General features: G+C 60.7%; 18 protein-coding genes, 1 tRNA gene and 2 pseudogenes. 11 read left to right on the forward strand and 10 right to left on the reverse strand.

The window, feature by feature from the left end; all coding sequences use genetic code 11:
* Nucleotides 1–88 precede the first annotated feature (88 nt).
* The 11 genes and pseudogenes from AC1DPR_RS25235 (at nt 89) to AC1DPR_RS25285 (ending at nt 10,501) form a co-directional block, all read left to right on the forward strand.
* On the forward strand, nt 89–232 hold the full coding sequence (locus tag AC1DPR_RS25235) for a DUF982 domain-containing protein (RefSeq protein ID WP_477817388.1): 144 nt from the start codon (nt 89–91) through the stop codon (nt 230–232).
* A gap of 236 nt (nt 233–468) precedes the next feature.
* Nucleotides 469–1,698: an FAD-binding domain gene (locus AC1DPR_RS25240; RefSeq protein ID WP_477817389.1), complete on the forward strand. Its 1,230-nt coding sequence runs from the start codon at nt 469–471 to the stop codon at nt 1,696–1,698.
* Between the two features lie 362 nt (nt 1,699–2,060).
* Nucleotides 2,061–3,446, forward strand: a complete 1,386-nt coding sequence (mctS, locus tag AC1DPR_RS25245; RefSeq protein ID WP_477817390.1) for a two-component system sensor histidine kinase MctS — start codon at nt 2,061–2,063, stop codon at nt 3,444–3,446.
* Nucleotides 3,443–4,090, forward strand: coding sequence for a two-component system response regulator MctR (mctR, locus tag AC1DPR_RS25250; RefSeq protein ID WP_477817391.1), 648 nt, complete (start codon nt 3,443–3,445; stop codon nt 4,088–4,090). Before mctS ends, mctR begins: the two co-directional genes overlap by 4 nt.
* A gap of 119 nt (nt 4,091–4,209) precedes the next feature.
* A complete protein-coding gene (locus AC1DPR_RS25255) occupies nt 4,210–4,758 on the forward strand; it encodes a TRAP transporter small permease subunit (protein ID WP_477817392.1) in 549 nt (182 codons plus the stop codon).
* Nucleotides 4,759–4,774: 16 nt separating this feature from the next.
* A complete protein-coding gene (locus AC1DPR_RS25260) occupies nt 4,775–6,355 on the forward strand; it encodes a TRAP transporter large permease (RefSeq protein WP_477817393.1) in 1,581 nt (526 codons plus the stop codon).
* Nucleotides 6,356–6,429: 74 nt separating this feature from the next.
* Nucleotides 6,430–7,545 (forward strand): TRAP transporter substrate-binding protein, encoded by a 1,116-nt coding sequence (locus AC1DPR_RS25265; RefSeq protein ID WP_477817394.1) that lies wholly within the window; start codon nt 6,430–6,432, stop codon nt 7,543–7,545.
* A gap of 368 nt (nt 7,546–7,913) precedes the next feature.
* Nucleotides 7,914–8,063 (forward strand): annotated as a pseudogene (locus AC1DPR_RS25270) (response regulator); the annotation flags it as partial.
* Between the two features lie 696 nt (nt 8,064–8,759).
* Nucleotides 8,760–8,858, forward strand: a complete 99-nt coding sequence (locus tag AC1DPR_RS25275) for a hypothetical protein (protein ID WP_477817395.1) — start codon at nt 8,760–8,762, stop codon at nt 8,856–8,858.
* A 142-nt stretch (nt 8,859–9,000) separates the two neighbouring features.
* Entirely contained in the window at nt 9,001–10,050 is a 1,050-nt protein-coding gene (gene selD / locus AC1DPR_RS25280; protein ID WP_477817396.1) for a selenide, water dikinase SelD, read from the forward strand.
* Between the two features lie 70 nt (nt 10,051–10,120).
* Nucleotides 10,121–10,501, forward strand: coding sequence for a hypothetical protein (locus tag AC1DPR_RS25285; RefSeq protein WP_477817397.1), 381 nt, complete (start codon nt 10,121–10,123; stop codon nt 10,499–10,501).
* A 135-nt stretch (nt 10,502–10,636) separates the two neighbouring features.
* Here the strand turns inward: AC1DPR_RS25285 and AC1DPR_RS25290 are convergent.
* From AC1DPR_RS25290 to AC1DPR_RS25335, 10 genes and pseudogenes are all read right to left on the reverse strand, one after another.
* Nucleotides 10,637–10,732 (reverse strand) — tRNA-Sec (locus tag AC1DPR_RS25290).
* 5 nt (nt 10,733–10,737) lie between these two features.
* Nucleotides 10,738–12,699: a selenocysteine-specific translation elongation factor gene (gene selB / locus AC1DPR_RS25295; RefSeq protein ID WP_477817398.1), complete on the reverse strand. Its 1,962-nt coding sequence runs from the start codon at nt 12,697–12,699 to the stop codon at nt 10,738–10,740.
* Nucleotides 12,700–12,843: 144 nt separating this feature from the next.
* Nucleotides 12,844–14,241: an L-seryl-tRNA(Sec) selenium transferase gene (gene selA / locus AC1DPR_RS25300; RefSeq protein WP_477817399.1), complete on the reverse strand. Its 1,398-nt coding sequence runs from the start codon at nt 14,239–14,241 to the stop codon at nt 12,844–12,846.
* 4 nt (nt 14,242–14,245) lie between these two features.
* On the reverse strand, nt 14,246–15,166 hold the full coding sequence (gene fdhE, locus AC1DPR_RS25305) for a formate dehydrogenase accessory protein FdhE (RefSeq protein WP_477817400.1): 921 nt from the start codon (nt 15,164–15,166) through the stop codon (nt 14,246–14,248).
* A gap of 207 nt (nt 15,167–15,373) precedes the next feature.
* Entirely contained in the window at nt 15,374–16,060 is a 687-nt protein-coding gene (locus AC1DPR_RS25310) for a formate dehydrogenase subunit gamma (protein ID WP_477817401.1), read from the reverse strand.
* On the reverse strand, nt 16,057–17,031 hold the full coding sequence (gene fdxH / locus AC1DPR_RS25315; protein WP_477817402.1) for a formate dehydrogenase subunit beta: 975 nt from the start codon (nt 17,029–17,031) through the stop codon (nt 16,057–16,059). The genes AC1DPR_RS25310 and fdxH overlap by 4 nt, the downstream gene beginning before the upstream one ends.
* Nucleotides 17,031–20,126 carry a formate dehydrogenase-N subunit alpha gene (fdnG, locus tag AC1DPR_RS25320; RefSeq protein ID WP_477817403.1) on the reverse strand — a complete coding sequence of 1,032 codons (3,096 nt, stop codon included), beginning with the start codon at nt 20,124–20,126 and terminating at the stop codon, nt 17,031–17,033. The genes fdxH and fdnG overlap by 1 nt, the downstream gene beginning before the upstream one ends.
* A gap of 393 nt (nt 20,127–20,519) precedes the next feature.
* A pseudogene (locus tag AC1DPR_RS25325) lies at nt 20,520–20,657 on the reverse strand (HlyD family secretion protein); the annotation flags it as partial.
* Between the two features lie 41 nt (nt 20,658–20,698).
* The gene (locus AC1DPR_RS25330) at nt 20,699–20,833 is read right to left on the reverse strand and encodes a hypothetical protein (protein WP_477817404.1); all 135 of its coding nucleotides are present in this window, start codon (nt 20,831–20,833) and stop codon (nt 20,699–20,701) included.
* Between the two features lie 98 nt (nt 20,834–20,931).
* The gene (locus AC1DPR_RS25335) at nt 20,932–21,291 is read right to left on the reverse strand and encodes a hypothetical protein (RefSeq protein WP_025662693.1); all 360 of its coding nucleotides are present in this window, start codon (nt 21,289–21,291) and stop codon (nt 20,932–20,934) included.
* Between the last annotated feature and the right edge of the window lie 359 nt (nt 21,292–21,650).

Consider the following 21,650-nt stretch of genomic DNA (forward strand, 5'->3'; position numbering starts at 1 on the left):
TCCTATGGCCCAACGCCATAACGGTTCGCTTTCAGAACGGCACGGAAAGGTCTTTCAGAAGCATTTACGATACGCTCGACTTCCTTGAATGCGAGTGGCCGACCCCTCTCATAGCGCGGCAGTGGCTAGTTGCCGAAACGCACTGAGGCGACAGACCCCTACGGCGGCGAGCAGGAAATTCTTCGTCGCGGCATGCAGAGAAGCGAAGCTGAGGACTAGCAGTGGCAGGTAGCTTATGATGGATGCGAAAGTCAGACCTAGAGATTGGTAGTTGGCCGGACGAAATAGGAAGTGGGATCGCCGACGGTTCGCGGCATGTCTTTAGGGTGGCTATGGCCAACGACATCTGCGGCCCTTCTGTTGTTGCCACTGCGTATTTGCCGTTGAATGCGGACGACGTGTTTTAAATATGCCGTGCGCCGCGAAGCAGCGAGATCGAGCGTTTGCTGCTCTGGAAGGGCCGAAGTCATGAAAATTGCCATCAGTGGCGCTGGGATCGCCGGACCGACACTGGCCTATTGGCTTCATCAATACGGCCACGAGCCCGTTCTGATCGAGCAGTCATCGGGACTGCGGTCGAGTGGATATATCATCGACCTCTGGGGATTAGGCTATCACGTGGCAGCGAAGATGGGCATAGTACCCCATCTCCAAGACTATTGGTATGGTGTCAAGGAGGTCCGTTTTGTCGACAGCAGTGGACAGCGGCGCGGAGGCTTCTCAACGGATGTATTTCGACGTGTCCTTGGCAAACGTTTCATCAGTGTGAAGCGAAGCGACCTTTCGTCCGCCATATATGCAGCGACTGCCGGTGAGGTCGAAACGATTTTTGGCGACAGCATTGCAGCAATTAACGAAGATGCGCTTGGTGTCCATGTCACCTTTGAACACGGTGCAAGTCGCAGGTTTGACCTGGTTGTTGGAGCAGACGGCCTCCATTCCCGCGTTCGCGAACTTGTCTTCGGGGATGAGAAGCAGTTTGAGACTTATTTGGGCTACAAGGTAGCCGCCTTTGAGCTGTCGGGATATCGGCCCCGCGATGAGTTGACTTATGTCAGCCATGCAACACCAGGCAGGCAGGTATCGCGGTTTTCGATGCGAGACGACAGGACCCTTTTCCTCTTCGTATATCATGATCCGGATGCTGGCGAGCACAATTTGCTTGCCGAGCCGGAGCGCAAGGCGACCCTTAGAGAGGTCTTCAAGGATGTCGGCTGGGAATGTCCGCAGATCTTGAAGCGGTTAGATGATGCTGACGAGTTCTATTTCGACCGCATTAGTCAGATCCAAATGAACAGTTGGTCCGAGGGTCGAACCGTGCTCGTCGGCGATGCGGCAGCCTGTGTGTCTTTGCTCGCTGGCGAGGGATCGGGATTGGCGATGACCGAGGCCTATGTGCTTGCCGGCGAGTTGGCGCGCGCTACTGATGCACCCCTGATTGGGATCGCGCAGTACCAGAAGCGAATGATGCCGTTCTTACAACGAAAGCAGACGACCGCAAGCCACTTTGCTTCGGCCTTCGCTCCGAAAACCGCGTTCGGAATAAAGCTGCGTAATTTTCTTACTTTGATGATGGCTTGGCCATTCGTCGCTCAGCTTCTCTTACGTCACCAGATGCATGATGACGTCAATCTTCCTGTTTATCATCTGCACGCGAACCAGGGAGAAGATCCATTCGCTGGATCCGGATTCCGATGAAGCCCCCCGGCGGCGATGCTATCAATACGTTTCAATGCCGATTGGACGGTAAAGGCGCCGATGCCATAGCGATGATGCCCGATGGTGAGTGACGCAAAGCAGGATGCCTGGACGCCTGGGCGGATTGCCCTCCTTCACCCGCTTCAGGTATCGCGACGATCCAAGCGAAGGCCTACCGTTTTCAAGCGCATTTCGCAATAAGCAACTACGCGACGGCCGTAGTGGTAGGACAGGTCCTTCCTCTCAACGACTATAGTGGATGCTTTTCGGGCCAACAGCCTTTTGCCAAGCCATTTCATGCTAGGCCTTGAGGTGCCCCCACGCGCTGGATTAAGCTTGTCATATCATGGGAGGGGCTTTTCTTGCAGCTTCGTCATCAAATTCTGGCACTTGCCATTCTTCCGCTTGTCCTGACGATTACCTTGATCACCGCCTTTACGACGTGGCAATCATCGACATTGGCCGAGAGCAGTATTTCCACGTTTGAGCGCAACATGCTCCGTGCCAAGGAAACCGAGCTTCTCAACCTCACGAATCTCGCGCTTTCCGCGATCAAGGATGTCTACGAAAAAGCCGATGCCAACGATGAGAGCGCTAAGGAACAGGTAAAGCGAATCCTCACCTCTCTGGATTATGGGCAGGACGGCTATTTTTTTGTCTATGATTACGACGGCAACAGCATCGTCCATCCCCGTCAGTCGTTTCGGCCTGGCCGCAATTGGCTCGCTCTCGTCGATCCCGACGGCGATCAGGTTATTGCCAACCTGATTGCGAAGGCGAAAGAGGGCGGTGGATTGCACCAGTACAAATGGGAAAAGCCGTCTTCAGGAGTTATGGCGGATAAACTGTCTTTCGCCGCCGGTCTCGACAAATGGCATTGGATGATCGGGACCGGCGTTTATCTCGACGACGTGTTTGCCCAGACTGCCACCGCTAAGGCGGACTTGAAAAAGAGTATTCGCCGCACATTTGTCATCGTCACGCTGATTTCTGTCCCTTCAGTTCTTCTCGTATTCGTCACTTGCATGTGGATCACTTTCCACGAGAGGCGCATGGCAGACGGGAAGCTGAAGCTTTTGACTCAACGGATCATCGACACGCAGGAGGAGGAACGCGCGAGGCTTGCCCGCGAACTTCACGACGGTGTTTCACAGAATCTGGTAGGGGTTCGCTATTCATTCGATCTCGCCTCGCGAAAAGTAAAGGCAGGTGCCGCCGACGCCGATGCTGCAATCGATCGAGGGATCGATGCACTCAACGACGCGATCAAAGAAGTCAGGGAGCTCTCGCACGAATTGCGGCCACGGATGCTCGACGATCTGGGCCTGACGGCTGCGCTCACCTCGCTTGGCAATCACTTCGAGGAGCGGACGGGAATTCCGGTCTCGGTCGAACCTTTGGGCTGCGACACCCTTAAGCCGGAAGCCAATACGGCCCTCTACCGCATCGCGCAGGAGGCGCTTGCTAATGTCGAGCGGCATGCCGCTGCCTCACGAGTCAGGATCAGGATCTGGAGTACCAAGGGACGTGTGCGCATGGCGATTTCCGATAATGGAAATGGCTTCACGAAGAAGGCTGAAGCGACGAGCGCGAACTATTCGGGCGGGTTGGGCCTCAGGAACATGCAGGAAAGAATGGCCCATTTTCGTGGAATACTGCTCATTCAGACGAACGAAAACGGTACGACCCTGACGGCAATGTTCCCGAAGTCGGCAAATGCAACGACGAAGYCCCCGAAGGCAGCATGAGCAACGACCGATCGATTTCCGTCCTGCTTGTCGACAACCACCCGCTTGTGCTCGAAGGCTTGCGTGCGGTCCTTGAAACCTACGAGCACATAAGGGTTGTCGGCACGGCCGCCGCGGTGGCGCAAGGTCTCGAACTTGCTGCGGTCGAAACACCCGACATCGTGCTCTTGGACATCAACATGCCGAAGATCAGCGGCATTGATGCCATCGAACTGTTCAGGAGTGCGCTCCCCTCGACGAAGGTCCTGATGTTGTCCATGCATGACAGTCGCGAGTACATTTCCGCCTCCATCCTTAGAGGTGCGGCCGGTTACATCCTCAAGGACGTGCCCAACGAAGAGATTGTTACAGCCATCGAAACCGTTGGCGCAGGGCGCACTTATTTTTCCACCGGTGTCTCGGACGCTCTCTTGCAGAGACAGCAAAAGGCAAAAACCGAACCGCTTCCGATCACGCCACGCGAACGCGAGATCCTGGCTCTTCTTGCCGCCGGCCACAGCAATCGGGCCATTGCGGGACAGCTCGATCTGTCGGTTGGCACGATCGAAACGCACCGCAAGACCATCAAGCGAAAGCTTGGTCTATCCACGACCGCGGAACTGACGCGGACCGCCATCGAGCACGGGCTGCTGGAACCCGATTGATCGCTATACCCACTACTGGGTAGTGGTCAGACGATTACCTTTTTCCATTATTGCGTCCCCAAACCACAGTCCGTAGGTCTCGTTGGCGGTCGCTGCTTGCGGCCTCGGGGAGGAATTTCATGGCCGGACTTCTAGCGCTTTCGCGCGCGATAGACGCGATCAACACATTTTTCGGTAAAGCAGTCTCCTGGCTTCTGCTTCTGGCCGTGCTGATCAGCGCAATCAACGCGACGACCCGCAAACTGTTCAATCTCAGCTCTAACGCCTGGCTCGAGGCGCAATGGTATCTCTTCTCCGCTGCCTTTCTGGTCGCGGCTGCCTGGACACTGATGAGCAATGAGCATGTCAAGGTCGACCTGGTATATGGTCATCTCTCCCGCCGGACGCAGCTCTGGATCGAAATTCTCGGTACGATTTTCTTTCTGTTCCCCTTCTGCCTCATCACCATCTACCTCTCCTGGCCGACGGTGGTCGAGAAATTCTCGACCGGAGAAATATCCAACAATACCGGCGGGCTCATCCTTTGGCCTGTCTGGGCGATGATCCCCTTCGGATTCGGGCTTCTAGCTCTTCAGGGTGTCTCGGAACTCATCAAGCGGATCGCGATCCTACGAGGCGACATGCCCGATGCGATCGCTCTGGCTGACGCGGAAGCACAGACACTCTAAGGGCCGGATCACCATCATGTTTGCATTCTTCGCGGAAAATCTCGCGCCGATCATGTTTCTTTCGCTGATCGTCGTGCTCCTCATCGGCTATCCGGTAGCCTTCGCGCTTGCCTTCGTCGGCTTCATCTTCGGCTTTGTCGGCATTGAAATGGGTCTTCTGCCCGTCAATCTCTTCGGCGCCATCCCCGACCGATTCTTCGGGCAGATGTCGAATGAAACACTGCTTGCGATCCCGTTCTTCACCTTCATGGGACTAATTCTTGAACGAAGCGGCATGGCCGAGGATCTGCTCGACACAATCGGACAGCTGTTCGGTCCGGTTCGCGGCGGCCTAGCTTTCGCCGTTATCTTTGTCGGCGCGATCCTTGCCGCCACAACCGGGGTCGTTGCCGCATCTGTCATCTCGATGGGCCTGATCTCTCTTCCGATCATGTTGCGCTATGGCTATGACCGGCGTGTTGCAGCAGGTACGATCGCCGCCTCTGGTACGCTGGCGCAGATCATTCCGCCAAGCCTCGTCCTCATCATTCTCGCCGACCAGCTCGGCCGCTCCGTCGGCGACATGTACAAGGGCGCGCTCGTCCCGGGGCTTCTCCTCGTTGCCGCTTACGCCACCTACATCATCACGATGTCAATCATCCGGCCGCCAAGCGTACCGGCACTGCCCGCCGAAGCGCGCACGATTAAAGGCTGGAAGCTTCTGCAACGCGTCATCATCTCGCTCGTCCCGCCGCTCGTCCTGATCTTCCTTGTTCTCGGCACGATTTTTATCGGTCTGGCAACGCCGACAGAAGGCGGCGCGATGGGCGCGGTTGGCGCGCTCGGGCTCGCCGCCCTCAATCGCCGTCTCGATCTGAAGATGGTCAAATCCGCGCTGTATGCAACGGCGAAGCTTTCCTCGTTCGTGATCTTCATCCTGCTCGGTGCACGTGTCTTCTCTCTTACCTTCTACGGCGTCAACGGCCACGTCTGGGTCGAGCATCTGATGACATCGATTCCCGGCGGCAAGGTCGGCTTCCTCATCGTTGCCAACCTACTTGTATTTTTCCTGGCCTTCTTCCTCGATTATTTCGAGCTGGCCTTCATCATCATTCCGCTGCTTGCACCCGTCGCCGATAGCCTCGGCATCGACCTGATCTGGTTCGGCGTGATGCTGGCGATCAACATGCAGACCTCGTTCATGCATCCCCCCTTCGGCTTTTCGTTGTTCTACCTGCGCTCGGTGGCTCCAACGCGGGCCTACAAAGACAGGATCACCGGCCAGACGATCCAGCCCGTTACCTCAGGCCAGATCTACATGGGCGCCCTTCCCTATCTCGGCATCCAGCTTGCCATGGTGATCATCGTTATCGCCTTCCCACAGCTTGTCACGCACTACAAGTCCGGTCAGGTCGCCGTCGATCCGTCCACGATCGAGCTCAACGTGCCGATGCCGGGCGAAGATGGGACCAATCCCTTTGGTACCCCTGCAGCGCCGTTCGGGGCCGAACCGTCCGAGGACGAAACCTCACCGCCTGCGCTCGACACACCGGCACCTGACTTTGGATCGCCGACGCCAAGCTTCGGCGCGCCGGAGCAGAACGGAAGCAATCCCTGAATGTCAGGCCACGGACACATACAAGATCGCTGTCGCAATCGAGCGGCGGTGCCATATAACCGAGGAGGAAGTCCATGACGACAGACCTAGGCCGCAGAAACTTTTTGACGAAAGGCGCACTGGCCGGCGCCGCAACAGTTGCTGGTGCATCGCTTGCCGCCCCGGCGGTCGCGCAGAGCACCCCGACTATCCGCTGGCGCCTGACGTCGGGGTTTCCAAACAACCTAGACACGATCTATGGCGGCGCGGTGGTGATGGCCGATGCCCTGAACAAGATCACCGAGGGCAAGTTCCAGATCCAGGTTTTCCAGGCAGGCGAGCTTGTGCCGGGTGCACAGGCGATTGACGCCGTCAAAGCAAACACGGTCGAGCTTGCCCATACCTGCGGTTATTATTTCACGGGCAAGGATCCGACCTTTGCCATCGGCTCCACCATCCCGTTCGGGCTCAACGGTCGTCAACAGAACGCCTGGCTCTATCATGGTGGCGGCAACGAGGCCTATAACGAGTTCCTTTCCGACTACGGTGTCATTGGCATTCCGGGTGGTGCGACCGGCGCGCAGATGGGCGGTTGGTTCCGAAAGGAAATTAAGTCGGTTGCCGATTTGAAAGGTGTCAAGATGCGTATCGCTGGCGTTGCCGGCGAAGTCATGTCACGCCTTGGCGTTGTCCCGCAACAGCTGCCCGGCGGCGATATTTATCCCGCTCTCGAGCGTGGCACCATCGACGCCGCCGAGTGGATTGGACCTTACGACGATGAGAAGCTTGGCTTTTACCAGATCGCCCAGAACTACTACTACCCAGCCTACTGGGAAGGCGGCCTGACAATCCACTTCTTCATTAACAAGGCACAGTACGATGGTTTGCCCGATGTCTACAAGGCAGCGCTGGACACAGCTTGCAAGGCGGCAAATGTCAACATGCAAGCGCTTTACGACGTGAAGAATACCGCGGCGATCCGCTCGCTCGTCGGCAAGGGCGTAAAGCTGCGTCCTCTTCCGCGCGACGTTATGGATGCGGCCTACAAGGCTTCCTTCGAGCTTTACAGCGAATACGGCCAGAAACATCCAGCCTGGGCAAAAATCTATCCCGGCTGGAAAAAGTTCCGCGACGAGAGCTTCGAATGGTTCCGCGTCGCTGAATATAGCTACGACAGCTACATGTACGCTGCTCAGGCAGCAAAGAAGTAGTGGAAAAATTGGAGCCGGGTCCATCCCCGGCTCTTCACCTTTGCAGCTGGCGGCCTAGCGGCGTCCACATTCATGCCCCTGCTCCCGTCGCTCCGCAACTGGTGGCTCCAGCCAAAACTCTTCCGGGCAATTCAAACAAGTTCAGGCAGTCGTCATTCAGATCCAATCAGGGCTGACGGCTTATGGCTAATATGCCGGCGCCTTGACACGAGCCGTCGATGCGGAAATGCGTGCGGCTCTGGGCGAGATGCGATCGATGTCGCTGGTGCAGAGGGGCGATTATTGGGATCGAATGCGAGCCCAATGGCGGCAGCCCGGCCTTCCCCCGTTGTGACGGGCCAAAAGTCAAAGCGCGAGGCCAACGCCGGGTAGACTCCGGCGCGCCCGGAAAAAGCGGGCTGGAGCAATGCCAGGACATTCGCGCGACGCCCAAGATACCGATGATCATGCTGACCGCCGTTGCCGACACCGCGGACAGGATCGTCGGCCTGGAGATCGGTGCCGACGGCGCATTCGCAACTCGTTACGGCTGCGGAATCAGCACTTCACTCAGTCCGGCATGCCATCGTCGCTTTCGCAATCGTCATTGAGGACCGACCTTATAAAAAGGAGCTAGGGAGTGTTGCAAGCGCCCAACGCTCTGCTGTAGCTTGCCGAAAAATCAAGCATCGTTGGATTACACCATGGACTTTAAAAGAAGATGGCGGGCTTACCTGGTCGGCGGTGCTCTCGTGCTCATCGCGCTGGTCCAGTTCGCGGTGGTCGGCGCCGGAGCAGCGGGATGGTTCAACCACCATTGACGACCATCGTTGCAAACGGCTTTCGGCACAGAATGATTTTGTCGCATAATCCTGCGACGAAAGCCTTGCGCGAAGTCTCCGTTGCCGACCAGCCCTTGCGCTAAGTGCAAAGCGCGTCGCTTACCTGGCCAGCCCGTCAGCAATGCCTCCGGGTCTGCCCCGGCTACGACCGCAACAGGTTTGGGTGGAGTGATTGGCGAGATCCCAATGTCGCTTGGCACTTAATCGGGTCTTCCTCAATTTCTGTGGTTAACAGAGTGTTAGCACCACGACTGCTATCTGCGGGGATGCGGGCGCAATTGAAATGGTCCCCCGGCCCAGGGGTCAAGGGTTCTGGGTTGTACCCTTCAAAATGAAGAAAACTTAGTTGTTTCTGCCACTTCGAAACCTCTCGGTATCTGCCCGTATTGTGGAATGCAAAGCCGGCATCGGCACGGCTGGCACAACCGCCGCCTCCAGGATTTGTCTGTTCAAGGACGCTCGACCATATACCCGACCGGCCGATCAGTTTGACTGGCACCGCAAGTCGTTGTTCCCGACGGACTGACGACGACGTCACGAGCTTGTGAGGACATCTTCGGCAGTTGCGGATCAAGTCAATTCCAGTATCATTGCTGGAGCATGCATTAGGCTCGCAGCCGGCTGTGGAGGACAGATGGAAGCGTTCGTCCCTCGTCTAACAGAACTCGCCCATGGTGGCGGTTGCGGCTGCAAGCTGGCGCCCTCGGTCCTCCAGACCCTGCTTGCCGGTCAGCCGACAATGCTGCCCTTCATGCAGCTTCTCGTCGGCAGCGAAACGGCCGACGATGCGGCGGTCTGGCAGATCGACGACAAGACCTGCGTAATCGCCACTACGGATTTCTTCATGCCGGTGGTCGACGATCCGCGCGACTTCGGCCGTATTGCGGCGACCAATGCGATTTCAGACGTCTATGCCATGGGCGGGCGGCCGATCATGGCGCTCGCCATCGTCGGCATGCCGATCGATAAGCTGGCGCCGCAGACCATCGCCAAGATCCTGGAAGGTGGCGCCAGCATCTGCGCCGATGCCGGGATCCCCGTCGCGGGTGGCCATTCGATCGATTCCGTCGAGCCGATCTACGGCCTCGCCGTCATCGGTCTTTGCCATCCGGACGAACTTCGCCGCAACAGTGGCGCCCGCGCAGGCGACTCGCTGATCCTCACCAAGGGTCTCGGCGTCGGTATCTATTCGGCGGCACTGAAAAAGCAGGCGCTCTCACTCGCCGGCTACGACGAGATGATCGCCTCCACCACACTGCTCAACCGGATCGGCGCCGAGCTTGCCCGCGATCCAGATGTCCACGCACTTACCGACGTCACCGGCTTCGGCATTCTCGGCCACGGTCTGGAAATGGCGCGCGCCTCCGGGGTGACGTTGTCGATCTCGCTTTCGCGCCTGCCTTTCCTGCTGGAGGCCGAAGCGCTGGCGCGCGACGGTTTCGTCACTGGCGCCTCGCGCCGAAACTGGGAGAGCTATGCCGCCGAGGTCTCCCTGCCCGAGGAACTCAGTGACTGGCGGCGCGCGCTTTTGACCGACCCGCAGACATCTGGTGGGCTGCTGGTCGCATGTGCCCCAGACCGGGCGGACGCGATGGCAGGCACGATCCGCGATGCCGGCTATTCCTTCGCGCGGGTGATCGGCCATGCCGAGGCGGGAACCCCAGGGATCACGGTCACCGGCTGAGGGTCCTGCCCGACGAGCGACGAGGAGAGGTCCGAGGGAACCTGCTCACCTCGTCAAGCGTTTGCGCTGCATGACGGTCCAACCCGGGAAAGATGCCATGCGCGACCTGAAACCGCCGCAACACGCCGCAGCCCTTGCAGCCGCCCTTTCATTCCTTCTGCTTCTGCCGGCTGAGCTGAGTGCTCAGAACCAGCCCGTCCCCTGCCCCACCGGCGCCGGCAAGGCGCAACCGGCAACGCCCCCCGACCGCGCCAGCGCCGACGGCACCGCGCCTGGCAACGCCGGATCGACCGGCTGGACCGGTGGCACGGGCGGTGCCCACATCGGCACCAGCCCGCACGGCGCGACCGAGCACTCCAAAACCTGGCAGCCGCCAACCGCGCGGGGACTCGATCTGGCGATGGAGGTGCCACCGGAGTCGGCGAAGGATCCGCCGAATAATGGTTGTTGAATGAAAGCCTTGAGGGGCTTCCTGCCGCACGGCCTCGGCGCGATGGCACGCCGCCGCTCCACGTCTCCTTGTGGCGAGATGGCCGGCAGGCCAGAAGGGGTTTACATGCGATATCGGGACATGACAAAGAAAGGCTGGCGGAAGAGAATGGGAGTCGAACCCACCCGAGACAGCCTCGCTGCCCCACCCGGATTTGAAGTCCGGACGCCCCACCGGAGACGATGCTCTTCCGTTACTCAGGCGCCGCTTGGAGGCGGCGCGATGTCTTCCGCGGCTGGCTCGCGATAGAGGTCGAGCCGGTGCGGGTTGACGCGCCGCAGATCCCCGCGGCGGAATGTGATGCCCTGGCGATCGAAGAATTCAAGGATTTCAATGGCAACCTTTCTACCGTTGTTGACGCGGTCGCGGAAGAGGCCGGCGGTAAAGCCGTCCGCTTCAGCCCTTGCCGCAACATCGGCGATGATCTCGACCATTTCGGCCGTGGCCGTGCGCGTGAAGAAATGGTCGTGACGGATTTCGTCGACGCGACCCAAGCGAGCGGCGAGTTTCAGGACCCGCCGCAGGGTGCGCTCGTCCTCGCCGAGCATTTCGGCGAAATCGCGCACGCGCGGTGGCCGAAAGCGCCCCTCTCCTTGAAGATGCGGCAACAGTGCTTGATAAAGACCTTCCTCCTTCTCGCTCAGTTGCACGACATGGCCGGGCAGCCGTACGAAGGCGCCTTCGAGCGCCAGCCGGCCCCCCGCCTGCTCCGAGCGCAGCGCCTCCAGAAAGGCCGGTGCTGGCAGCCGTGGCATGACCTGGAGCCGCAGCCGCTCGCGGCCGATCCCCTGCAGGTCCGGATTGTCGGCATGGAAGACTGAGAGCCTTCGCTCAACGTCCTCGGAAAAGGCGTGCCGTTGCGCGGGGGAAAGCGCGAGGCGTGCCGGCTGGGTGGCGACGATGTGAGCAGAAGCCGCAGAGATCGCCGCCTGCAGTGCCTCCTCGGACAGCGCGCGATCGCGGGCAAAGGCGTCGAGATCGACGAGGTGAGGCGCGACGGCAAGCAGGCCCGCCAGCGCATCGGCCGCATTGCCGAGACCCGCTGCGTCAAGCACGGCCAGCCGCTCGGGCGCGCGGCGCTTGCGCAACGGCGCACGCAGATCGAGAAACCGGCCACCGCCGATCGTGTGCCTGGCGGAGACGTCGCGTAGGATGAAGCGATCGCCGACAGCGGCGGCAAGCGGCCGGTCGAGCACCAGCTGGACCTTCCCCCGCTCCCCCGGCTTCACCGGCCCCTCGAGCGGCACGATACGGACGTCCGCTTCGGCGCTGCCGTGATGCAGCCGGGCAGGCGCCCACTCGCCGACTGGCTTTGCCTCGCTCGCAAGCACCAGAAGTTCGGCGTCGATCCGCTCGGCCGGCGCGTGCAAGACGGGATCGACCACCATATCGCCACGGCCGATCGCCTGCTTGGATATCCCCTCGCCCGCAAGGTTCAGCGCGCAGCGTTCGCCAGCGACGCCTTGCGGCGCGGCGCGGTTCTGCGCGTGGATGGAGCGTACGCGGGCGTGGAGGCCAGCAGGCGTAACCGTCACCTGATCGCCGACCGAAACAGAGCCCGACAGCACCGTGCCGGTGACCACTGTACCGGCGCCCGAGAGCGTGAAGCAGCGGTCGACGGTAAGCCGAAAATTGCCGCCGGCAGGCCGAACGCGTGTGTCCATCTCGGCCATCGCCAGCCTGACCTTGAGGTCCGCGATGCCTTCGCAAGTCACGATCGAAACTGCGATGACCTCCGCCTCCGCAAGGCCGGTCAATGCCAACATGGCCTGGATGTCGGCCGTCGCCGCTTGACGGCGCGCGGCGTCGGCGAGATCCGCCTTGGTGAGCGCGACGATGCCTCGTGTCACGCCGAGCAGATCGAGGATGGCCAGGTGCTCCAGCGTCTGCGGCATGATGCCGTCGTCGGAGGCAACGACGAGCAGCGCATAGTCGATCCCTCCGGCGCCGGCCAGCATGGTATGGACGAAGCGCTCATGTCCGGGCACGTCGACGAAACCCGTGGTGCGCCCTTCAGCAAACTGCGCATAGGCAAAACCGAGATCGATGGTGATGCCGCGCGCCTTTTCCTCCTTTAGTCGGTCGGTATCGACGCCGGTCAGTGCCCGAACGAGCGTGGTCTTGCCGTGATCGATATGCCCCGCCATGCCGATGATCATGAGGGGGCTCCGAAGGCGGGAGCCACACACCTCTGCTCTGCCGGGCGTCCTTGCCTGAAGCCAGGGCTGCATTCTTGCAGCAATCCCTCCCCTCGCGGGGGAGATGTCACGAAGTGACAGAAGGGGACACTCCTGAAACGACTCTCAATCCAGCCCATGGCCCACCCGCGAAAGGCTGTCGAGCAAACCCGCCTCGTCGGACAGACACCGCAGATCGAGGACAAGCGCGCCCTCGGTCAGCCGGCCGATCACCGGGCGCGGGAGGGATCGGAGGGCGGCCGCCAGCGCCTCCAGCCGGCTGCCGCTGTTGCCGGCGATCCTCAGGCCGGCGCTTGGGATGGTGTCGACCGGGAGCGCGCCAGAGCCGATTTGACTGTGGCAGGCGCGGGTTTCCACTTGCAAGCCATGCTTTGCGACGATCGCAGCAACGGCAGGCCGCAGCCGTTCGGCTTGGGCGCGGATCTCCCCCTCGGGGCGCGAGAGCATGCGCAAGGTGGGCAGGCGCTCGGCCAGGCGGTCGGGGTCTCGATAGAGCTTCAGCGTTGCCTCGAGCGCCGCGATGCGGATCTTGTCGAGGCGCAGCGCCCGCTTCAGCGGATTGCGGTTGATCTCCGCGATCAGGTCCTGCCGCCCGACGATGAAGCCGGCCTGCGGACCGCCGAGCAGCTTGTCACCGGAGAAGGTGACGAGATCGGCCCCGTCGGCGATCGCCTCGCGCACCATCGGCTCGCGGGCAATGCCAAAGTGCGAGAGATCGACGAGCGTGCCCGAGCCGAGATCGTTGACGACCACGACTCCCGCCTCGCGAGCGATCGCGGCCAGATCTGCGCCGGACACCTCGGCGGTGAAGCCCTCAATGCGGTAGTTGGATGTGTGCACCTTGAGGATCAGCGCCGTGTCCGGGCCGATCGCCTTGCTGTAGTCGCGGGGATGGGTGCGGTTGGTGGTACCCACTTCGACGAGGCGCACGCCGGCGCGCTCCATGATGTCAGGCATGCGGAAGGCGCCACCGATCTCGATAAGCTCGCCGCGCGAAACAATCGCCTCCCGCCCCTCTCCCACCGTGCCAAGCGCGATCAGCACAGCGGCGGCATTGTTGTTGACGACGGTCGCGTCCTCGGCGCCTGTGAGGTCGCATAGCAGCGCCCGCAGGTGGCTGTCGCGCTCGCCGCGCTTGCCGGTATCAAGGTCGAGTTCCAGCGCTGCCGCCTCGCGCATGGCATCCACCGCGGCAGCAACCGCCTCTTCAGCAAGCAGCGCACGGCCGAGATTGGTGTGCAGCACCGTGCCCGTGAGATTGAAGAGCGGGCGAAGGTTCGAGCGATCGAGATACTCGAGCCTTGAGAGCAGCGAGGCGAAGACGTCGCCCGGCATCGGCAGGGTGCCGCCGGCGCGCACTCCCTTGCGGATCTCGCCAAGCAGGGCGCGCAGCGCATCCGTCACCATGGAGCGACCATGGCGCTCAACCAGCGGGGCGACTTCGGGAGTGTTGAGCATCTGGTCGACGGAGGGCAGCGCCCGCAGATTGGCAAGCTCGTGCATTGGCTTAATACCCCGCAAGGAAGGGGTGGAAACCGGCGCGCCGGTAGCCGGTGTCCTTCATCACGAGGTCGAGCCCGAGGCTCGCCACGTCGTCGGCGACGGCGTCGAGCGACGGGTTCTTGTTCTGGTAGAGGATCTTCATCCAACTCTGGCAGCCATCGCAGACCTCCGCCTTCACCGTCGCGTCCTCCTCGCCGGCCTCGACCGCCCGGTAGCCGATGCCCTTGGTGGAGCCGCAGGCGAGGCACTTGACGCGGACTTCGTTCCAGGAGGTGGCACAACAGGCGCAGACGGCATAGCGCACACCCTCGACGCCGTGCACGCCTGTCACCACGGAGGCGACGGGCTTGCCGCCGCAGGCAGGACAGAGGCCGACGTGAACCGGCACGAGCCGTTCGGCATCCAACGTTGCGGCAAGGCACACGGCATGGACCTGCGTGGCGGCGGCGACATAGAGATGCTCGGCAAGGTTCTCGCCAGTAAGCGTATCGGACAGCACGTTGGCCGAAATCTCGCCTGTCTTCTCCTCCCCCGAGGCCCGCAGGGCGGCAAGAGCGGCAGCGGCGGAAGCGGGCATCTCCAGCACGCCGACCGCTTCAAAAAACAGCGACAGCGTCTCGCGATAGGCCGCCGTTCCGGCCATAGCCCGCCGGTCGATCGGCGGCATCGCTCCCTCGCGCGCCCGTTCGATCGCGTCGGCCGGGATCGGCTCAATCGGCGACAGCCTGTCGGCAAGGCTTGCCTGGATGCGGGCAATGCCTGCCATGAAGAGAAGATAGGGCCGCAGCCGGCTAGCCTGCGCCAACGCCTCGAAGCGGGCGGCGCGCACTTGAAACGTCGCCGCCGGATTAGGCGTGAAGGCGAAGCGGGTCTTGGGGATGCGCCCGATCGCTAAGGGATCAGGCTGAATGGAAGATGCGGACATTTGACCTCGCGGACCAACCGGCCAAGTTTTAGAAAGTCCCTACGCGTCGTTCACGATACCAGTTAAAACACCCCCTCGGCCCTGCCGGGCTTCTCCCCCATAGGGGGAGATTGGCTGGGGGCGGATGGCGTCCTCTCCATCTACCCTTGTGGCGGAGATGTCACGAAGTGACAGAGGGGAAATGTTCCAGCACAACCGTTAATACACTCATTCTGCCGGATCGATCCTCCCCCGTCCAGCGAGTTCCTTCAGCCATTTGCGGTGATGCCGCCAGGCCCAGCCGCCGGTGACCGTGCCGCGGGTCATGGCGCGTAACGTTCCTCGTGTCCAGATTGCCGCGTATACGTGCAAGATAAAGAGCAGGATGATCAGCACAGCGCTGATCGAATGGATGAGGATCGCGACGCGTCGGAGCTCAATCGGCGTCGTTTCGCCGAAATATTGCTCCCAGATCAGAAGACCGGTCGAGATCAAGACGATGATGAAGAAGGCCATGCCCCAGAAGATCAGCTTCTGGCCGGGATTGTACTTGCCCATTTCCGGCAGCCGCTCCTCGTGGCCACCGACAACGTCGCCGATCTGGGAGGACCATTGCACGTCGTCCCGGTTTGGAAGATTGGCGCGCCAGAGTTGCGCGAAGAAGATGAAGAAAGAGAAGAAAAGCACGACGCCGATCCAGGGATGCAGCATTCGCGCATTCTGCCCGCCGCCGAAAAAACCCGTCAGGAAGTACAGCGAGGGGTGAAAGAACGACAGTCCGGACAGCGCGAGCAGGATAAGGCACGTTGCAGTGATCCAGTGGTTTAGCCGCTTGCCCGGCCCGTAGCGGCCGACAGTGATCGGCGGCCCCCGGTGGATTTCGTCTTCCGGGCTCAAGTCTCTCGGCTCGCTCATGTGTCCTCCTCGCGCGTCCCCGCTTGGTCGACGAGGCGCCCGGCATTCTCCTCGTCCTCAGCCTGCACGCGGTTAGGCTTGGCGAAGACACCGTGCAGGATCGCGCCGGCAGCGGCTAGCCCCATGACGGCAAGGCCGGCATATTTGGCGACGCCCTTCCAGACCTGGACAACCGGCGAGATGCGCGGATTATCTGGTAGGCCCGCATAGATATGTGGCTTGTCGGCGTGATGCAGCACATACATGACGTGGGTGCCGCCGACGCCCGGAGGGTCGTAGAGGCCGGCATTGTCGAAGCCGCGCGATTTGAGATCCGTGATCCGCTCCTCAGCGTGCGCCTTCATGTCCTCCTTGGTGCCGAAGACAATTGCCTGTGTGGGGCATGCCTTGGCGCAGGCGGGTCCCTGCCCTACCGCCACGCGGTCGGAGCAGAGCGTGCATTTGTAGGCGCGATGATCGACCTTGGAAATGCGCGGGATGTTGAAGGGGCAGCCGTCCACGCAATAGCCGCAGCCGATGCAGTTTTCGTGGATGAAGTCGACGATGCCGTTCGAATATTGCACGATCGCGCCCGGCGCTGGGCATGCCTTCAGGCAGCCCGGATCGGCGCAATGCATGCAGCCGTCCTTGCGGATCAGCCATTCGAAATTGTCGTTGTCCGGATTGATCCACTCGGTGAAGCGCATGAGTGTGAACATGTCTGCAGTTAGGTCGTGCGGATTGGTATAGGTCCCGACATTCTCTTCCATGACGGGGTTGGTGTCGTTCCATTCGATGCAGGCGGACTGGCAGGCCTTACACCCGATGCATTTCGACACGTCGATGAGCTTGGCAACGGGGGTGAGCTGCCGGGCAGGCGCCGGCAGTCTCGAGGTCGCCGACCGGCGGATGAGATCGGCTTCGGTGAGGTTCGCCTCCATCGGCTGGACCGGCGGATTGCTGACGGCGGTGCGCGGGCTGTCCATATCCATTAGGCAATACCCTCCCTGTCCTTCGGTGCCGTCGAGGGCTCGATGTTAACGAGGAACGCCTTGGATTCCGGCGTCTCGATATTGGCATCTCCAACAAAGGCCGCAAGGGAATTCGGACCGAAGCCCTTCCTTGCCGCGCCGGTGAACCCCCAATGCAGCGGAACACCGATCACATGCACCGTCTTGCCGTCGCAGGTCAGCGGCCGGATACGTTTCGTCACCATGGCCTTGGCCTTGACCGAGCCGCGCTTCGACCAGACCCGGACCCAGCCTCCGTTGGTGATCCCCTTTTCCTTCGCGAGTTCCTCCGAGATTTCCACGAAGAACTCCGGCTGCAGCACTGAATTGACGCGATTGTGTTTGGTCCAGAAGTGGAAATGCTCCGTCAGCCGATACGACGTGCCGGCATAGGGAAACTCGTCCGACGTGCCGAGTTGCTTCAGGTCCGTTTCGAAGATGCGGGCGACGGGATTACCGCGCATCTTCGGATTAAAAACGTTGGCGACGGGGGATTCGAACGGCTCCATATGCGCCGGGAATGGACCGTCACGCATCAGCCCGCGGGAGAAGAGCCGCGCGGTGCCCTCCTGGTTCATGATGAAGGGGCCGACGTCGCCGGGTTTGGCATTGGGCGCGATGTCGGGCACGTCGTAGCCCGACCATTTTGTGCCGTCCCACTCGATGATTTTGCGGCTCGGGTCCCAGGCCTTGCCTTCAAGATCGGCCGAGGCGCGGTTATAGAGTGTGCGGCGGTTGAGCGGCCAGGCGAAGGTCCAGCCGAGATAGGCGCCCGTCTCGTCGGGATCATAGTTGTCGCGCCGGGCCATGTTATTGCCCTGCTCGTTGAAGCAGCCGGAATAGATCCAGCAGCCACACATGGTCGAACCGTCGTCCCTCACCTGTGAGAAGTTCAGGAGCTGCTTGCCGGCAGGCACAATGACCTTTGCAGGGTCGGCGGGGTCAGTGAGATCAGTCAGTGCGCGGCCGTTAATCTCCTTGGCCAGTTCCTCGGGCGTCGGTTCCCCCGGATCGGCATAGTCCCAGGAGAGGTTGACGATGGGGTCGGGGAAGACGCCGCCGTCCTTCTCATAGAGCGCTTTCAACCGAAGGAAGATCTGCGCGAGGATATAGGTGTCATGCTTGGCTTCGCCCGGCGGCGAGCCGCCGGCCCAGTGCCATTGCAGCCAGCGGCCGGAATTGGTGAGCGAGCCTTCCTCTTCCGCAAAGCAGGTCGTCGGCAGCTGTATTACCTCGGTCTGGATGGACGCGGTGTCGACCGGGTTGAAGTCGCCATGGTTCTCCCAGAAGCGCGCCGTCTCCGTGTCGAGCGGATCCATGGTGACGAGCCACTTGAGCTTCGACAACGCCTTGGTGTTCTTCTCCCGGTTCGGGAAAGCCAGGATGGGGTTGAAGCCCTGGCAAAGATAGCCGTTGATCTTGCCGTCGAACATCAGTTCGAACACGCGCAGCACGTCGTAGGACGGCACGTCGAGCTTGGAGATGTAATCGAAGGCCCAGTCATTGTCGGCGCGGGCCGCATCCCCCCACATGGCCTTCTGGAAGGAGACCATGAATTTGCGGTAATTCTGCCAATAGCTCGTCTGGCCAGGGCGGAGCGGCTTGAAGAGCTTGGTCGACATGTAGGTTTCGAAGTCGGTGTCCTTTTCGGTCGGCATCGTCAGGTAACCGGTGAGAAGATGGGACATCAGGCCAACGTCGGTGAGGCCCTGGATGTTCGAGTGGCCGCGCAACGCGTTCATGCCGCCGCCGCGCACGCCGATATTGCCGAGGATGAGCTGCAGCATCGCCATGCCGCGGATGTTCTGCGAGCCGCTGGAATGCTGGGTCCAGCCGAGCGCATACATCGAGGTCATGGTCTTCGTCTTCGACGAACATTGCGAGATCATCTCAGCCACCTTCAGGAACTTGTCCTTCGGCGTGCCACAGATGCGCTCGACCATCTCAGGCGTATAGGGCGCCAGATGCTCCTTTAAAAGGTTCCAGACGCAGCGGGGATTTGCGAGCGTCGGGTCGGCGGTGACGAAGCCGTCTTCGCCGAGCACATAGTCCCAGGTCGACCGGTCGTAGTCGCGCTTTTCCGGGTCATAGCCGGTAAAGAGCCCGTCCTTATAGGCAAAGCCGTCTTTCACGATGTAGGGGGCGTTGGTGAAGGCCTTGACGTAGTCCCACTGCACCTTGTCATTGTCGATGCAGTATTTCATCACGCCGTTCAAGAAGGCGATGTCCGTTCCCTGGCGGATTGGAGCGTAAAAGTCCGCAACCGAGGCCGTGCGCGTAAAACGCGGATCGACAACGATCAGCTTGGCGCCACGATGGGCCTTGGCTTCAGTCACCCATTTGAAACCGCAGGGGTGAGCCTCCGCCGCATTGCCGCCCATGACGACGACGAGGTCGGTGTTCTTGATGTCGGTCCAGGAGTTCGTCATCGCGCCGCGGCCAAAAGTTGGGCCCAAACTGGACACCGTGGGGCCGTGTCAGACGCGCGCCTGGTTATCGAAACCGACTATTCCCAGGCTCTTGGCGAACTTGAAGGTCGCCCAGGCCGTCTCGTTGGTGGTCGCGGACGCGGCGAGCATGCCGGTGGTCGTCCAACGGTTAACGGCGAGGCCCGCCAGGTTTTTCGCCACGAAATTGGCGTCGCGGTCATCCTTCATCAGTCGCGCAATGCGGTCGAAGGCCTCATCCCAGGAAATGCGCTCGAACTTGTCCGCGCCGGGCTTGCGATGCATCGGATATTGCAGCCGGGTCGGCGCATGCACAAAGTCCTTCAGCGCCGCTCCCTTGGGACAGAGCGTCCCCCGGTTCGTCGGGTGATCGGCGTCGCCCTCAATATGGATGATGTTGGCCGTCTCGCCTTTTCTCAGGTCACCCTTGGAATAGATGATAACGCCGCAGGCGACGGAACAGTAAGGACAGGTGTTTCGCGTTTCGGTGGTGGTGGTCAGCTTGAAGGGCCGGACATGCGCCGCTTCCGCGGCCTCGGCCTCGTCAAACCCCATCGCGCTGAGAGATGTCGCCACGACCGTTGCGCCGGCACCTGTCAGGAAGTCACGCCGCGAGAGGTCTACAGTCATGGATTTACCTCCAGGCTCTAACTTGCTCATTGAAATCTACTACAGAAGCCGTCCTATTCAAAGAATCCCTTGTCGCGTTCCGACGGCAAAAGCACGGTGTCACGATTCAGGTTCAGGTTCAGGGTGCCTGACCGCAGCTTTGCCAGTTGCCTTCCAGCTCACGCGGCACGTTCTCGCTAAAGGCCAGAACGTAGGCCTCTTACACTATAGACGTCGCTCAACCCCTCCGGTTGAATGCGACGACGCCTGTTGATGTTTGTGCATGAGCAGCGCTGGATGAATTCCGTGGCGATGGCATGGCTTAGCCGAGCAAGCCCCGTCACGTATTGCGCGATCGGGAGGCGTGCAATGGCTGCTTGCTTGCCATCGCTCGCGATCGGAAATTCTAATTTATCACTGCAACGTGTCTACGCGAGTGACCACCGACATTCCTGGCCGCAACCTCGCGGCCATCGGTTGGTCATGATCAATGGCGATCCGAACGGGAAGTCTCTGGACGACTTTCGTGAAATTCCCCCTGCTGGGCGATGGCTATAGCGGCCTCGGCACGTTTCACCCCGCTTCGCCAGCTTTCAGAGTTGCCAGCGATTGCTCGGCCTGCCGGGCGTTTTCCTATAGGGAAAGACAAGCGCATGCATCCCCTCGTCGTCCAGGACTGCGAGCTTTAGTTCGAGCGCGAGCGGCGCTTTCAAAATCGGTTTCCACATCGAGGCACCTCTTGGAACGCTTTCGTTCCAATCGATACGATCAGGGACGTATGAGACGCCGAGCATGGCGGCAAGTACGGCCACAAATGATCACCAGCTCATTCCACATAGAACACCATGTTGCCGTTGCGTGCCCTCATGACCCACTCAATGTCGTCGGGCTTGAGCCCCTTGGCCTTGAGTTGCCCGACAAGCCACTTGTTCGACTTTGCCGCGTCTCTGATGGCCTTCTGGTGCTGTGCACTGTCGGGAGTTGGATGTGCACCAGTTTCCGAGAAGCTTGCGGTTCGATAGCTAACTACGGATAATCGCTTGCCATGATAGGTGCGAACATATTCCGGAAGACTTTCGCTCCAGTTCATCCTGCGATATTCGCGCCGGGTCTGTTGCGCATCGACCGGCCATGCGACCGTAGCGGTTGTGATTGCGATTCCAAGCAGTGCCGCTAGCTTCATCATTTCAATGCTCCTCAAAGGTGGTTTGCTGTGAACATAGCGTACGCCCAGCGGCAGGGCATCGAGCGTAGTCAATACCAGCCCAGATTTTGGGCGGACGTCCGATCTTAGACTGTTTGAAGCTAGCGTGGGGGCTATTGCCAACGCACATGATGGACGACCAGAAGGAATTACCCGGTCGGCCCACCGCTATCTGATGTCGTGCGCCTGTCCCGAGGCCCTCAGTTCTTCGAGAGTCTTGCCGACGCAGCTCCCCCAACGCACAGGTGGTGACCCAGTGAGTAAGCGACGTCGGTTTAGGAGTCGATAACGGGCTGGCTGCCGTGGGCCATACAGAATGAAAGCGGCCGTTGGTCAGCCCT

It is taken from the genome of Rhizobium sp. 01T417, assembly GCF_056398905.1.